The following is a 13,558-nucleotide window of genomic DNA, read 5'->3' on the forward strand; positions in this document are numbered from 1 at the left end:
TGGCTGCTTGGCGGGCTGTCAGGAGGAAGACCATTGCGGCGGGGGTTTGGCCGAGGCCCGCTCCCAGTGCGCTGTGGCCGAGGACGTTCTGCAGAAACAGCGCGGTGAAGTGCCACATGGCGATGGCGATGCCGCCGAACAGGTCAGCATGCTGGTGCCGACTCCTACCTCCCGGGTGCGGAACAGGCGTGGGGGCGTCATCGGGTGGGTGGCGAGGCGGCCTTCCACGATGACGAAGACGGTCAGTAGGCACAGGCCGGTCACGGCTGGCGCCGTAACGGCGAGGCTTGCGGTGCCGGTGGCCGCGCCGGCGAGATCCAGGGATTCGCGGTGGGTGGACAGGCCGGTGGTGATGGCGCCGCCGGCCAGGGCACCTGCCATGCCGCCGATGCCGCCGGCGGCTGACCAGGCGCCGAAGGCTCGGGCGCGGGTGTGCTCGTCGGTGAAGGTGGTGGTGATCACGGCCAGGGTGGCCGGGGCCAGGAGCGCGGCGCCGGCACGTTGGGTGATGCGGGCGGTGACCAGGGTCGCCACCAGGCTGGAGGTGGAGAACAGGGCCAGGCCCGCGATCAGGGTGCGGTGGTGGCCGAACAGGTCGGCGGTGCGGCCGCCGAGGAACATGAGGCCGGCGAGGGTGAGGAGGTAGCCGTTGACGACCCAGGCCAGGCCGGTGGCGGTGAAGGCGAGGCGGTCTTGGATTGCCGGGAGGGCCACGTTCACGATGGCCGAGTCCAGGATCACCATGAACTGGCAGGTGCAGACCAGAACCAGAATCAGGCCGGGGATGGGGGGCGGAGCTAGGGACAGTGTCAGGGGTGGGGGGACCCGGCGCATCCCGCGCGTGGGGTGATGTCGCTGTCGCTGCCGCGTCAAGGAGGCCAGGCGATCCGCCTGCTGAGCCTGCGCCACCGGGTGCGAGCCGCAGAGCTGCTGGCCCCGCTGGGCCTGCATCCCGGCCAGGAGGCGCTGCTGCTGGAGCTGGACCGCGCCGGGCCGAGGATCCAGGCGCAGCTCAGCCAGGCGCTGGGGTGCGAACCGCCGAGCGTGACGCTGATGGTGCGCAAGCTGGAGGCCTCCGGGCATGTGCGGCGCGGGCCCTCCCCCGACGACAAGCGCGCCAGCGTCGTCGAGCTCACCGAGAGCGGTCGGGAGCTGGCGGCGGAGGTGAAGGAGGTGTGGTGCGAGTTGGCCGACGAGACGGTGGCGGGGCTGCCCGCGCCGACCGCCGAGGGGCTTCCCGGTCTCCTTAACGCGTTGACCGCCAACGTCGATACGCGCAGGCGGCCGCGGCAGCAGCGGCGGCAGGCCCGGGAGCGGGGAGAACGGAGAGAAAGCGGAGAACAGGGCGGGGCGTAGGGCTGTTATCCTGGGAGCACCGCGAAGGGGAGTAGCTCCAACGCCGGGACGTCGACATACTGGCCCGCCTAGGGCCCGGCCCCCGGGACGTCCGCGAGGGCGTTGAGCAAGACCTTCGGCCCGCAGCGACAGCTGCCGCGCCGATGCCTCCCCCGAAATCGGGCCTCGGATGCGGCCCGACTCGAAGGACTCACCCCGCCGTGGATCTGATTGTCATCCTGACAGTGTTCGGGATCGTCTTCCTGGCCGAGTTGCCGGACAAGACCGCACTCGCCTCCCTGGTGCTCGGCACCCGATATCGCCCCTCGCACGTCTTCGTCGGCACCGCGGCGGCGTTCCTCGTGCACGTGGTGCTCGCCATCCTCGCCGGCAGCCTGTTGACACTTTTGCCTGGCCGCCTGCTGCATGCGGTGGTCGGCGCGTTGTTCCTGATGGGCGCCATCCTGTTGCTGCGCGGGCGCCATGACGAAGCGGAAGAAGAGGAAGAACTCAAGCTCCGGGGGGACAAGCCGGCGACGTTCCGGCGGGTCGCCGGGATGAGCTTCGGCGTGATCCTGGTCGCCGAGTTCGGGGACCTGACGCAGATCGTGACCGCGAACCTCGCGGCGAAGTACCACGACCCGATCTCGGTCGGGATCGGCGCCACGCTGGGGCTGTGGGCTGTGGCGGGGCTGGCGATCGTCGGGGGACGCGGGCTATTGAAGGTCGTGCCGATCACAGTGATCACGCGCGTCGCGGCGGGGATCATGGGGGTGCTCGCGGTGATCAGCATCGTGGAGGCGATCCGGGGCTGAGAGCTCCGGCGGCGATCAGACGGGGGACTGTGTCGGCGGCTTGGACTTCAGCCCGCTGCCGCACAGCGGAGCCACCGCGAAGGGCACCTCGGCGTCCGGTGCACCCTCCGGCTCGCCGACTAGTCCCGCGCTAAGGGCCGCCCAGCACGCCGCGCCGGTGGGTTCCACATACAAGCCGGCGCGCGCCAGGGCGGCGTGGGCTGCGGCGACCTGGTCGTCGGTGACGGTCACGATGCGGCCGCCGGTAGAGCGGACGGCGGCGAGGATCTGGGCGCCGCGGGCCGGGCGGGCGATGGCGATGCCTTCGGCGAGGGTGGGTTCGGCGGCGATCTTCGCCGGTTCGCTTTCTCCCGCTTGGAAGGCCGTGGCCAGGGGTGCGCAGGTCGCGGCCTGGACGGCGGCGATGCGGGGCAGGTGGTCGATCAGGCCCGCGGCGAGGAGTTCGCGGACGGCGAGGTGGGCGCCGAGGACCAGAGTGCCGTTGCCGACCGGGAGGACGAGGGTCTGCGGAAGGCGGCCGCCGAGTTGTTCCCACAGTTCGAAAACGTAGGTCTTGGTGCCGTGGAAGAAGAACGGGTTGTAGACGTGGCTGGCGTAGAGGGTGTCGGGGTCGTCCGCAGCCTGGGCCGCGGCGTCGGCGGTGTCTTCGCGGGAGCCGGGGATCTGGTGGACGGCGGCTCCGTAGGCGCGCAGTTGCGCGACCTTGCCGGCCGACGTGGATTCCGGGACGTAGACCTCGCAGGCGATACCGGCGCGGGCGGCGTAGGCGGCGACGGCCGTGCCGGCGTTGCCGCTGCTGTCGGCGATCATGCGCCCGACCGACAGGCTGCCGGCCAGGGCGGCCAGCAGGACGGCGCCGCGGTCCTTGAACGAGCCGGTGGGCATCAGGTAGTCGACCTTGAGCCGGACGTCGGGGCGTCCGGGGGCGCCGACCAGCGGGGTCATGCCCTCGCCGAGGGTGATGGCGGCCGGTTCGGACAGCGGGAGGGCTTCGGCGTAGCGCCAGAGCGTGGGGGCGCGGCGGGCCAGGTCGGCGGGCTTCGGGAAGGCCGGGGTGAAGCCGGACAGTTCCAGGACGCCGTGGCAGTCGGCGCAGCGCCACGCGAGGTCTTGGAGCTCGTAGTAGTTGTCGCAGGCGGGACAGTGGAGAGTCAGGTGCGGAACGGCTGAGGTCGGTGCTTGCGGTTCCGCCACTGTCACTGTCGCGCCTCCGGGGTCAGGAATGGGTTCCCGACGTTACTCCTTCACAGGGCCCGGGGAGTCGGGGCTTCAGCAGCCCCGCAGCAGCGAGGACTCATGCCGTCGCAGCAGCCGCAGCACCAGCGCCAGGCAGGCCGCGCCGAGCACGACGAGCATGCCGATGTCCGCGCTCCACATCCCGACCGAGTGCTGCCACAGCGGGTCGGTGGTGGTGCGGCCCTGGGGTGGGCCCATGATGCCGGGGAGGTTGATGCTCGCGGCCTCGGCGGCCACGGCCCAGCGCGAGGGCGAGAGCCAGGCCAGCTGCTCCAGGCCCAGGCTGTGGAAGAGCGGGAAGAGCGAGCCGCAGAAGACCACCTCGACGATGGTGATCAGGACCAGCAGCGGCATGGTCTTCTCGGTGGTGCGCACGATCGCCGAGACCACCAGGCCCAGCAGCATCGAGGTGACGCCGAGCAGGACCGCGGCGATCATCAGCTCGGGGACCGCGGTGCCGGAGAAGATCAGGCCGTGTGCCGGGAGCTTGCGGGGCAGCAGGCAGATCGCGGACAGGACGATCGTCTGGGTCGCGGTGATCACGCCCAGGACGATGGCTTTGGACATCACGTACGCCGAGCGCGATAGCCCCGCCGCGCGTTCGCGGTCGTAGATGCCGCGTTCCTTGATCAGTTCGCGGACCGCGTTGGCGGCGCCGGTCAGGACCGCGCCGACGGCCAGGACCAGCAGGACGGTGGGGGCGTCGGTGTTCTTGTCGCCGCCGGAGGCCGCGGCCAGGCCCGAGGCGGCCGGGATGGCCAGGCTCAGGACGCCCATGATCATCGGGAGCGCGGCCAGGAGGAACAGGTGGCCGCGGTCGGCGGCGATGACCGCGAGGTAGCGGCGCATGAGGGTGCGGAGCTGGGAGCCCCAGCGCTGCTCGGCGCGGGGGGTGGAGAAGCCGGAGACCAGGGCGTCCTGGGAGGGGGCCTTGGAGGCTGCCTTGGAGGCTGCCTTGGAAGCAGCCTTGGAGGCGGCCTTCGGCTCGGGGGACGGCGCCGGGGCGGTGGCCACGGGGGTCGCGGGGGCCTCAACCGAGTCGAGTTCACGGGCCGTAGCGGGACCAAGGTCCTCGCTCGAAGACCGCGGTGAAGGAAGCGTGGCGGCCTCGGACGCCTCCGCGCAGTACGTGAGGTGGTACCCGGACGCGCGGTACGCCGCGGCCCAGTCGTAGTCGCGGCGGCACGAGAAGGCCAGGAACACGTCCGCCCACGTCTCGCACTCGAAGAACGCCAGCGCCTCCTGCGGCGGGCCGTAGTACGCCACTCCCCCGCCGGGCGCCATCACCAGCAGCAGGTCGCAGGCCTGCAGCTCGGCGACCGAGTGCGTGACCACCAGCACGGTGCGGCCCTCGTCGGTCAGGCAGCGCAGCATCCGCATCACGTCGCGGTCCATACCCGGATCCAGGCCGGAGGTGGGCTCGTCGAGGAACAGCACCGAGGGCTTGGTCAGCAGCTCCAGGGCCACCGACACCCGCTTGCGCTGGCCGCCGGACAGGGTGGCGACCTTGTTGCCCTCGAACCCGGTCAGGCGCAGGTCGGCCAGGACCTCGTCGATGCGGCGCTCGCGCTGCTCGGCGGTGGTGCCCTGGGGGAAGCGCAGGGCGGCGGCGTAGCGCAGGGCCGCCTTCACGGTGAGCTGGGCGTGCAGGACGTCGTCCTGCGGGACCAGGCCGATGCGGTGGCGGAGCAGGGAGTACTCGGCGCACAGTTCGCGGCCGGCGTAGCGGACCTCGCCGGAGTCGGCGGGGCGGGAGCCGGTCAGGGCGCGCAGAAGCGTCGACTTGCCGGAGCCGGAGGGGCCGATGACGGCGACCAGCGCCTGGTCGGGGACGTCGAAGCCGACGTCGTCCAGGAGGGTCTTGACCACGCCGCGGTGCTTGACGGTGACGGTCAGGCCGCGGGTGGACAGGGCGGCGACGGCACCGGGGGCGACCGGGGCGATAGGGGGGCGGGCCGAGGTCGCGGAGGCCGGCACGGGCTCGAGCAAGGTCGCGGAGGCCGGCACGGGCTCGAGCAAGGTCGCGGAGGCCGGCACGGGCTCGAGGAAGGTCGCGGCCGCCGGAACCACCGTCGCGGTCTCCGTCGCCGCCGCCATGGACGCCGCCAGGGCCTCAGCAGCCGGGAGCGCCATCGGGGGTCCGACCTCTACTTCCGTAGGGGTCGCGGTCAGTGTCGGAGCCGAGGTAACGGTCATCTTCCCTGCCTTGCCGGATCAGCCTTGCTGCCTTCGCTGTCCGACATAGATGGACTGCGCGTGGATTTCCAGTGTGTAGCACATGGACGCCGATTCACGCATCGATCTTGTGATTCTTACTCTTTTGCCAGTCCTCGACCCGAAAAATCGGCTCTGGGTAGCGGCTCCGGTACCTTCCGCAGTCGTTTCGGGGAGGTTTGCGCACCGCCGCATCGCCCGAACAGACGAACCCCGGGAACTGCCCGCCGGCTCTGGTCACAGAGTGCTGACCAGCGGCGACACCCGGTGCCCGGCGATCACAGGCGTCCCGCTGGACACGCGCGGGCAGGCGAGTGCGACCACCCTGGTGCGGTGGGAGTCACACGAGTCACTTCCCGCACCGCGATGGGTAGGCGAGTGTTAGGAGTCCCTATGCGGACGACCGCCAAGTCTTCGTCGTCGTCTTCGGCACCCCGGCGGCAACCCGCCGAACCGGTGCTGGAGCGGGTGAAGGGCCCGGAGGACCTGGCGGGGCTGGATACCGCCGAGCTGACCGCACTGGCCGAGGAGATCCGCGGCTTCCTGATCGAGAAGGTGTGCGCGGCCGGCGGCCACCTGGGGGTGAACCTGGGCGTGGTGGAGCTCACCATCGCGCTGCACCGGGCGTTCCGCTCGCCGCGCGACGCGCTGCTGTTCGACACCGGCCACCAGAGCTACGTGCACAAGATCCTCACCGGCCGCGCCCCGGGCTTCGACGCGCTGCGCCGGCACGGCGGCCTGTCCGGCTACCCCTCGCGCTCGGAGTCGGCTCACGACTGGATCGAGAACTCGCACGCCTCGACCGCGCTGAGCTACGCCGACGGCCTGGCCAAGGCGTTCCAGCTGCGCGGCGAACTGGCCGACGGCTCCGGCGACCCGGCGCGGCGGCACGTCGTGCCGGTGATCGGCGACGGCGCGATGACCGGCGGCCTGGCCTGGGAGGGCCTGAACAACCTGGCCGGCGCGGCGGACCGGCCGGTGGTGATCGTCCTGAACGACAACGGCCGCGCCTACGCCCCGACGATCGGCGGCATCGCGACCCACCTGGACGGACTGCGACAGGGACGCCGGGCCCAGCACCTGTTCGGCGACCTCGGGCTGGCCTACGTCGGCCCGGTCGACGGCCACGACCTCGCCGCCACCGAGCAAGCCCTGCGCGAGGCCGCGGCGCTGGGCCGGCCGGCGCTGGTGCACGTGATCACGACGAAGGGCCGCGGCTTCGCCCCGGCGGAGTGCGACGAGGCGGACCGGATGCACGCGGTCGGCGTCGTGGACCCGCGGACCGGAATCCCGGCCAAGGCGCCGAAGAAGAGCTGGACCGAGGTGTTCGGCGAGCAGATGGGCGCCATCGGGGCGGAGCGGGACGACGTGGTCGCCGTCAGCGCGGCCATGGTGCTGCCGGTGGGGCTCGGCGAGTTCGCGCGGCGGTTCCCGGACCGGGTGTTCGACGTCGGCATCGCCGAGCAGCACGCGGTCTGTTCCTCGGCCGGTCTGGCCGCCGGCGGGCTGCACCCGGTGGTGTGCGTGTACTCGACGTTCTTGAACCGGGCCTTCGACCAGGTGGTCATGGACGTGGCGCTGCACAAGGCCGGCGTCACGTTCGTTCTGGACCGCGCCGGGGTGACCGGGCCGGACGGGGCCTCGCACCACGGGATGTGGGACAGCGCGATCCTCGGGATCGTCCCGGGCCTGCGGCTGGCCGCGCCCCGCGACCCGGCGCGCCTGGCGGAGCTGCTGCGGGAGGCGGTGGCCGTCGACGACGCGCCGACCGTGATCCGCTTCCCGAAGGCCGAAGCCGGACCGGACATCGAGGCGCACACCCGGATGAACGGCGTCGACATCCTCTACCGGGCCGCCGGACGCCCGCTGGACGTGCTGATCATCGCGGCCGGGGTGACGGCACGGACCTGCCTGGCCGCCGCCCAGGAGCTGGACCGGCTGGGAATCGGGGCGACAGTGGTCGACCCGCGCTGGATCCTGCCGGTGAACCCGCACCTGACGCATCTGGCCGACCGGCACCGGCTGGTCGTCACCGTCGAGGACGGGGTGCGCAGCGGCGGGATGGGCACGGCGGTGGCGCAGGCGTGCGCGGACGCGGAGTCGACGACACCGGTGCGGGTGATGGGACTGCCGCCGGAGTTCCTGGCGGCCGGCAAACGCGAGGAGATCCTGGAGGGCGCCGGGATGGGGGTGCGGGACGTTGTCGCGACGGTGGTCGACGGCCTGCGGGCCGGGCCCCGGGCCGCGGCGCCGGAGCCCGCGGAGCTGCTCGAGATCCCTGATATCCCGCCGGTGGTCAGCAAGGTGAACGGCTCGGTGAACGGGTCCGCGAACGGTTCGGTCAACGGGTCGATCAACGGCTCGATCAACGGCTCGGCTAACGGGGGCTCGGCGATCGGGTCGGCGAACGGCTCGGCGAACCCGGCGGACAGGAGGGCCCGGTGAACGCGATCGACCTCGGACTGCCGACCTTCCCGGCCGCCGAGGCCCGCGAGCATCGAAGGATCAGCCGGCAGCTCGACGTCGGCGGCGTGCCGGTGGGCGGGGGCGCCCCGGTGTCGGTGCAGTCGATGACCACCACGCTGACCGCGGACGTGAACGCCACGCTGCAGCAGATCGCGCAGCTGACCGCCGCCGGGTGCCAGATCGTGCGGGTCGCGGTGCCGTCCCAGGACGACGCCGACGCGCTGCCGGCGATCGCGAAGAAGTCGCAGATCCCGGTGATCGCCGACATCCACTTCCAGCCCAAGTACGTGTTCGCCGCGATCGACGCCGGCTGCGCCGCGGTGCGGGTGAACCCGGGCAACATCAAGGCCTTCGACGACAAGGTCGGCGAGATCGCGCGCGCCGCGCAGGACGCGGGGATCCCGATCCGCATCGGTGTGAACGCCGGTTCCCTCGACAAGCGGCTCTATGAGAAGTACGGCAAGGCCACACCCGAAGCCCTGGTCGAATCAGCGCTCTGGGAGTGCTCGCTGTTCGAGGAGCACGGGTTCCGGGACATCAAGATCTCGGTCAAACACCACGATCCGCTGGTGATGGTGGCGGCGTACCGGCTGCTGTCGGAGCAGTGCGACTACCCGCTGCACCTCGGCGTCACCGAGGCCGGGCCGCTGATGCAGGGCACGGTGAAGTCGGCGGTGGCCTTCGGGATCCTGCTGTCGGAAGGGATCGGCGACACCATCCGGGTCTCGCTGTCCGCACCGCCGGTCGAAGAGGTCAAGGTCGGCATCAGCATCCTGGAGTCCCTGGGACTGCGCCGCCGGCACCTGGAGATCGTCTCGTGCCCGTCCTGCGGACGCGCGCAGGTGGACGTGTACAAGCTGGCCGAGCGGGTGCAGGCGGCCTTCGACGGGTTCCCGCACCCCCTGCGCGTCGCGGTGATGGGCTGCGTGGTGAACGGCCCCGGCGAAGCCCGCGAGGCCGACATCGGCGTGTCCTCCGGAAACGGCAAGGGCCAGATCTTCGTGCGCGGCGAAGTGGTCCGCACCGTCCCCGAGGCCCAGATCGTCGAGGCGCTCGTGGAGGAGGCGCTGACCCTGTCCGAGGGGTCATGAGCAGCGGCGTCGCCCTGGTGACCGGGGCCTCGTCGGGCATCGGCGCGGTCACCGCCGCCGCCCTGGCCCGCCGCGGCTACCGCGTCGTGGTGCACGGCCGCGACGAGCGCGCGACCGCCGAGGTGGCCCTGGCGGTCGACGGCGTCCCGGTCTGCGCCGACCTCGCCCACGCCGGCGAGGCCGAGCGCCTCGCGGAGCGGGCCCTGCAGGTCGGCCGCGGCCACGTCGAGGTGCTGGTGAACAACGCGGGCTTCGGCTGGTACGGCGACTTCGAGGCGATGCCGACGAGTACCGCGCAGCGTCTGCTGGCGGTGAACCTGGCCGCGCCGATCGCGCTGACCCGCGCCCTCCTGCCGGCGATGCGGGAGCGCGACGCCGGCCGGGTGGTGTTCGTCAGCTCCATCGCGGGCCGGGTCGGAGTCGCGGGCGAGGCGGTGTACGCGGCGACGAAAGCCGGGCTCGACTGCTTCGCGGACAGCTTGCGCGGCGAGCTGCGCGGCACCGGCATCGGCGTCGGCGTGGTGGTCGCGGGAGTGATAGCGACCCCGTTCTTCGAACGGCGCGGGACGCCCTACGCGCGCCGCTGGCCGAAGCCGATCCCGACGGAGACGGCGGCCGCGGCGGTGATGCGGTGCGTGGAGCAGGGGGCGGCGGAGGTCTATGTGCCGCGCTGGTTGCGGGTTCCGGGGGCGGTGCAGGGCGTGGCGCCGGGGGTCTACCGGTGGCTGGAGGGGCGGTTCGGGGGCGAGGGGGAGGCTGTGGCGCGGGACGGCGGGCGGCGCTGAGCGCGGGTCCTCCCGCGCCGCAGCGCTACAAGTCGGCCCGCCGGCGCGGCAGCCCTATCCCTCCCGCAGAGCCCGCACCGACTCCCGCAAAGACCCCACTGTCGCGAAGACCGCCGTCGGCTCATATCCGCAGTGCGCCATGCAGTTCGCGCAGCGCGGGTCGTTGCCGCGGCCGTAGCTGTCCCAGTCGGTCTCCTCCAGAAGTTCCTTGTACGTCTTCGCGTAGCCGTCCGACATCAGGTAGCACGGCTTCTGCCAGCCGAACAGCGAGTAGCTCGGGATGGCCCAGGCCGTGCACGGGAAGTCCGTCTTCCCCTCCAGGAAGTCCAGGAACAGCGGGCTGTGGTTCAGGCGCCACCGCTGCCTGTTCCCGTTCGCGAACGCCTTGCGGAAGACTTCGCGGGTCTGCTTCACCGGCAGGAAGTGGTCCTGGTCCGGTGCCTTCTCGTAGGCGTACCCGGGGCTGATCATCATCTGGTCGACGCGGAGGTCGTCGTTCAGGTAGTCCAGGATGTCGATCACGTCCTGCGGCGAGTCCGTGTCGAAGAACGTCGTGTTCGTCGTCACCCGGAAGCCGCGGCGGCGCAGCTCGCGGACCGCCGCCACCGCCTCGTCGAAGACGCCTTCCTTGCAGACCGACTGGTCGTGGCGCTCGCGCAGTCCGTCCAGGTGCACCACCCAGGTGAAGTACCGCGAGGGCTTGAAGCGGTCCAGCTTCTTCGGGATCAGCAGTGCGTTCGTGCACAGGAACACGTAGCGCTTCATCTTCACCAGCTCGTCGACCATTTCGCCGATCTGCGGGTGCATCAGCGGCTCGCCGCCGGCGATCGAGACCATCGGCGCGCCGCATTCGCGCATCGCGGCCAGGGCCTGCTCGACCGGCATGCGGCGCTTCAGGACGTCCGCCGGGTGCTGGATCTTGCCGCAGCCGGCGCAGGCCAGGTTGCAGGCGAACAGCGGCTCGAGCTCCACCAGCAGGGGGAACTTCTCGCGGCGGCGCAGCTTGTTGCCCAGGATGTAGCTTCCGATGCGGATGCTCTGGCGGACCGGCATTCCCATGGTTCCGCGCCTCCTTGCGAGTAGATCAGGTGAGGGTTCTTCAGACGTGTTCGAGTGCTGTGGCCCAGTGCCGCAGGACGACACCGATGGTTTGCAGGCGTTTTCGCGCGGTCAGTCCCGCGCGCAGGGTCGAGGGGCGGACCAGTGGGTGGTCCGGGGTGTCCACGACCACCCGGACCACCGTGAACGGCCGGCCGCGCGCGGTCGCGACCAGGGGGAACGACTCCATGTCCACCGTGGTCACGCCTTGCCCCGCCAGCCGGGTCAGCACCTCGGACGACGCGACGTGCTCGAGGGTCGCGATCGGTCCGGTGACCACGGCCGGGACGCGCCGGGCGTGGTGGCCGGCCTCGGCCTCGGCCTCGGGCTCCAGGATCAGGTGCTGCTCCAGCGCGAAGGCGACCGAGTCGGCCCAAGGGCACGCGATGACCGCACCGCCGTGCCGCACCTCGTCGGCGACCACCACGTCCCCCGGCTCCAAGCACCCGTCCGTGGCACCCCCGAACCCCGCGACGGCCAGCACGTCGAACGCCCGCTCACGCCGCGCGAACTCCTCGGCGCGCCGCAGGCCCATCCCGACCCGCTCGACCCGCAGGCCGTCGGTCTTCAGGGCCCGGGCCTCGATGCCCAGCGCCGCGCAGACGAGCAGATCGGTCCGGTCGGTCATGTCAGAGCCCCCAAAGCCCTCACATACCGCCCCAGCGCGTTGATCGGGAAGACCAACCGGTACAGGTGGTAGTTCAGGTAGAAGTCCCCCGGGAAACCGGTCCCGGTGTAGTGGTCCTCGTCCCACGTCCCGTCCGGGCGCTGTGTGCGCACCAGGAACCGGACGCCGTGCTCGGCCGCCGTCCCGCGCTCCTCCCCCGCCGCCAGCAACGCCAGCAGTGCCCAGGCGGTCTGCGAAGCCGTCGAGACGCCGCGCCCGATCCACCGCTTGTCGCGGTAGGAGCGCAGGTCCTCACCCCAGCCGCCGTCGTCGTTCTGGTGCTCCTCGAGCCAGCGGACGGCGCGGCGGACCATCTCGTCCTGCGGGTCCACGCCGGCCGCGACCATCGCCGGGACCGCCGCACCGGTGCCGTAGACGTGGTTGGCGCCCCAGCGCCCGAACCAGGATCCGTCGCTCTCCTGCGCGCGCACCAGCCAGTCCAGCGCGCGCCGCGAGGCCGGGGAGCCGGCGCGGCCCAGTGCCGCATAGGCCTCCAGGGTGTGCGCGGTGACGTCGGCGGTCGGCGGGTCGATGACCGCGCCGAAGTCGCAGAACGGCAGCTTGAGCGCCAGGGTGCGGGTGTTGTCGGCGTCGAAGGCGCCGTAGCCGCCGTCCTTGCTGGCCATGCCCTCCAGCCACTCCACGCCGCGCCGGATCGCGGCGGGCGCGTCGGGGTGCGCGACGCGGTTCAGGGCGATCAGCACCTCGGCGGTGTCGTCGACGTCGGGGTAGCCGTCGTTGTCGAACTCGAAGGCCCAGCCGCCGGGGGCCACGCGCGGGCGGCGCACCGACCAGTCGCCGGGGTTGGTGATCTCCTCCCCCAGCACCCAGTCGGCGGCCCTCACCAGCGCCGGGTGGTCCTCGGGCAGGTCGGCGTCACGCAGCGCGGTCATGGCCAGGACGGTGTCCCACACCGGGGACTGGCAGGCCTCCAGGCGGCGTCCGCGCTCGTCGCGGATCGTGAACCGGTCCAGGCCCTCGATGCCCTTGCGCATCACCGGGTGGTCGACGCCGTAGCCGAGCAGGTTCAGCGCCATCAGCGAGTACACCCACGGCGGCTGGATCCCGCCCCAGGAACCGTCAGCCTCCTGGCGCGCGATGATCCAGTCGGCGGAGCGGCGCAGCGCCGCGTCCCGCACAGACCGCGACGGCCGCCGCTCATAGACGTGCAAAGCGCGGTCGAGCGCGCTGAAGAAGCCGCGCTTGGCCGGGACGGGCCGGCCGGTCCGCAGCTCTTTGAGGTCGAAGCCGAGCGGCCGGACCGGCCGCAGGGCGTTGACGATGGTCAGCGGCACCACGGTCTGCCGGGCCCAGCAGGCCCAGTCGTAGACGTTGAGCGGGAACCACTTCGGCAGGTAGATCAGCTCCGGCGGCATCACCGGCAGGTCCGACCACTGCCATTCGCCGAACAGCGCGAGCCAGATGCGGGTGAAGACCCGGCTGGCCTCGATGCCGCCGGCTTCCAGGATGTGTGCACGGGCGGCGATCATGTGCTCGGCGTCCGGGGAGTCGCCGGCCATCTTCAGGGCGGCGTAGGCCTCGATGGTCGTGGACAGGTCGGCCGGGCCGTCGAAGAAGTTCGCCCAGGTGCCGTCGGCGCGCTGCTGGGAGCGGATCCAGTCGCCGGCCTCGCGGGTCACCTCGTCGGTGCGGATGCCCAGGAACTGGCGCAGCAGCAGGTCTTCGGCGTCCATGGTGACGTTCGTCTCGAGCTCGCCCTTCCACCAGCCCGCGGCGTCCTGCAGGCCGAGCAGGTGGTCGGCGGCCGCCTTGAGCGCGGCGGCCGCTCCGGAGGGGTCAGCGGACCCGGTCGTGGTGAGGTCGGCGGCGATGAGGTCGGTCACGGGTTCC

General features: G+C 71.9%; 11 protein-coding genes. 5 read left to right on the plus strand and 6 right to left on the minus strand.

Translation table 11 applies throughout. From position 1 onward, the window contains the following. Positions 1 to 18: 18 nt before the first annotated feature. Entirely contained in the window at positions 19 to 744 is a 726-nt protein-coding gene (locus ABH926_RS42820; protein ID WP_370372296.1) for an MFS transporter, read from the minus strand. Between the two features lie 105 nt (positions 745 to 849). Here ABH926_RS42820 and ABH926_RS42825 point away from each other — a divergent pair, with 105 nt between their 5' ends. Together ABH926_RS42825 and ABH926_RS42830 are read left to right on the plus strand one after the other, a co-directional pair. After that, a complete protein-coding gene (locus ABH926_RS42825; protein WP_370372298.1) occupies positions 850 to 1,356 on the plus strand; it encodes a MarR family winged helix-turn-helix transcriptional regulator in 507 nt (168 codons plus the stop codon). A gap of 143 nt (positions 1,357 to 1,499) precedes the next feature. After that, entirely contained in the window at positions 1,500 to 2,150 is a 651-nt protein-coding gene (locus ABH926_RS42830; protein WP_370372300.1) for a TMEM165/GDT1 family protein, read from the plus strand. 15 nt (positions 2,151 to 2,165) lie between these two features. On the opposite strand, the gene ABH926_RS42835 is transcribed toward ABH926_RS42830, so the two are convergent. Further along, complete coding sequence (locus ABH926_RS42835; RefSeq protein ID WP_370372302.1) at positions 2,166 to 3,350, minus strand: pyridoxal-phosphate dependent enzyme; 1,185 nt, start codon at positions 3,348 to 3,350, stop codon at positions 2,166 to 2,168. Between the two features lie 69 nt (positions 3,351 to 3,419). Next, positions 3,420 to 5,582, minus strand: coding sequence for an ABC transporter ATP-binding protein/permease (locus ABH926_RS42840; RefSeq protein ID WP_370372304.1), 2,163 nt, complete (start codon positions 5,580 to 5,582; stop codon positions 3,420 to 3,422). A 411-nt stretch (positions 5,583 to 5,993) separates the two neighbouring features. On the opposite strand from ABH926_RS42840, the gene ABH926_RS42845 reads away from it, so the two are divergent. The 3 genes from ABH926_RS42845 to ABH926_RS42855 are packed head-to-tail and all read left to right on the plus strand — an operon-like array spanning position 5,994 to position 9,942. Next, positions 5,994 to 8,045, plus strand: a complete 2,052-nt coding sequence (locus ABH926_RS42845) for a 1-deoxy-D-xylulose-5-phosphate synthase (protein ID WP_370372305.1) — start codon at positions 5,994 to 5,996, stop codon at positions 8,043 to 8,045. After that, a complete protein-coding gene (ispG, locus tag ABH926_RS42850; protein WP_370372306.1) occupies positions 8,042 to 9,157 on the plus strand; it encodes a flavodoxin-dependent (E)-4-hydroxy-3-methylbut-2-enyl-diphosphate synthase in 1,116 nt (371 codons plus the stop codon). Before ABH926_RS42845 ends, ispG begins: the two co-directional genes overlap by 4 nt. Then, positions 9,154 to 9,942, plus strand: coding sequence for an SDR family NAD(P)-dependent oxidoreductase (locus tag ABH926_RS42855; protein ID WP_370372308.1), 789 nt, complete (start codon positions 9,154 to 9,156; stop codon positions 9,940 to 9,942). Before ispG ends, ABH926_RS42855 begins: the two co-directional genes overlap by 4 nt. 54 nt (positions 9,943 to 9,996) lie before the next feature. Here the strand turns inward: ABH926_RS42855 and hpnH are convergent, their stop codons facing one another. From hpnH to shc, 3 genes are read right to left on the minus strand one after another with little or no spacing between them, the layout of a single operon-like run. Next, positions 9,997 to 11,001, minus strand: coding sequence for an adenosyl-hopene transferase HpnH (hpnH, locus tag ABH926_RS42860; protein ID WP_370372310.1), 1,005 nt, complete (start codon positions 10,999 to 11,001; stop codon positions 9,997 to 9,999). 40 nt (positions 11,002 to 11,041) lie between these two features. After that, positions 11,042 to 11,668 (minus strand): hypothetical protein, encoded by a 627-nt coding sequence (locus ABH926_RS42865; RefSeq protein ID WP_370372312.1) that lies wholly within the window; start codon positions 11,666 to 11,668, stop codon positions 11,042 to 11,044. After that, positions 11,665 to 13,551 carry a squalene--hopene cyclase gene (gene shc, locus ABH926_RS42870; RefSeq protein WP_370372314.1) on the minus strand — a complete coding sequence of 629 codons (1,887 nt, stop codon included), beginning with the start codon at positions 13,549 to 13,551 and terminating at the stop codon, positions 11,665 to 11,667. Before shc ends, ABH926_RS42865 begins: the two co-directional genes overlap by 4 nt. Positions 13,552 to 13,558 lie beyond the last annotated feature (7 nt).

This window comes from Catenulispora sp. GP43, from assembly GCF_041260665.1.
Classification (GTDB): domain Bacteria; phylum Actinomycetota; class Actinomycetes; order Streptomycetales; family Catenulisporaceae; genus Catenulispora.

Excerpts from the sequence above, each read along its gene's own strand:
- ABH926_RS42820 (WP_370372296.1), bottom strand. The coding sequence starts at position 744 with ATGGTGATCCTGGACTCGGCCATCGTGAACGTGGCCCTCCCGGCAATC.
- ABH926_RS42825 (WP_370372298.1), top strand. The coding sequence starts at position 850 with ATGTCGCTGTCGCTGCCGCGTCAAGGAGGCCAGGCGATCCGCCTGCTG.
- ABH926_RS42830 (WP_370372300.1), top strand. The coding sequence starts at position 1,500 with ATGCCTCCCCCGAAATCGGGCCTCGGATGCGGCCCGACTCGAAGGACT.
- ABH926_RS42840 (WP_370372304.1), bottom strand. The coding sequence starts at position 5,582 with ATGACCGTTACCTCGGCTCCGACACTGACCGCGACCCCTACGGAAGTA.
- ABH926_RS42845 (WP_370372305.1), top strand. The coding sequence starts at position 5,994 with ATGCGGACGACCGCCAAGTCTTCGTCGTCGTCTTCGGCACCCCGGCGG.
- ABH926_RS42855 (WP_370372308.1), top strand. The coding sequence starts at position 9,154 with ATGAGCAGCGGCGTCGCCCTGGTGACCGGGGCCTCGTCGGGCATCGGC.
- hpnH (WP_370372310.1), bottom strand. The coding sequence starts at position 11,001 with ATGGGAATGCCGGTCCGCCAGAGCATCCGCATCGGAAGCTACATCCTG.
- ABH926_RS42865 (WP_370372312.1), bottom strand. The coding sequence starts at position 11,668 with ATGACCGACCGGACCGATCTGCTCGTCTGCGCGGCGCTGGGCATCGAG.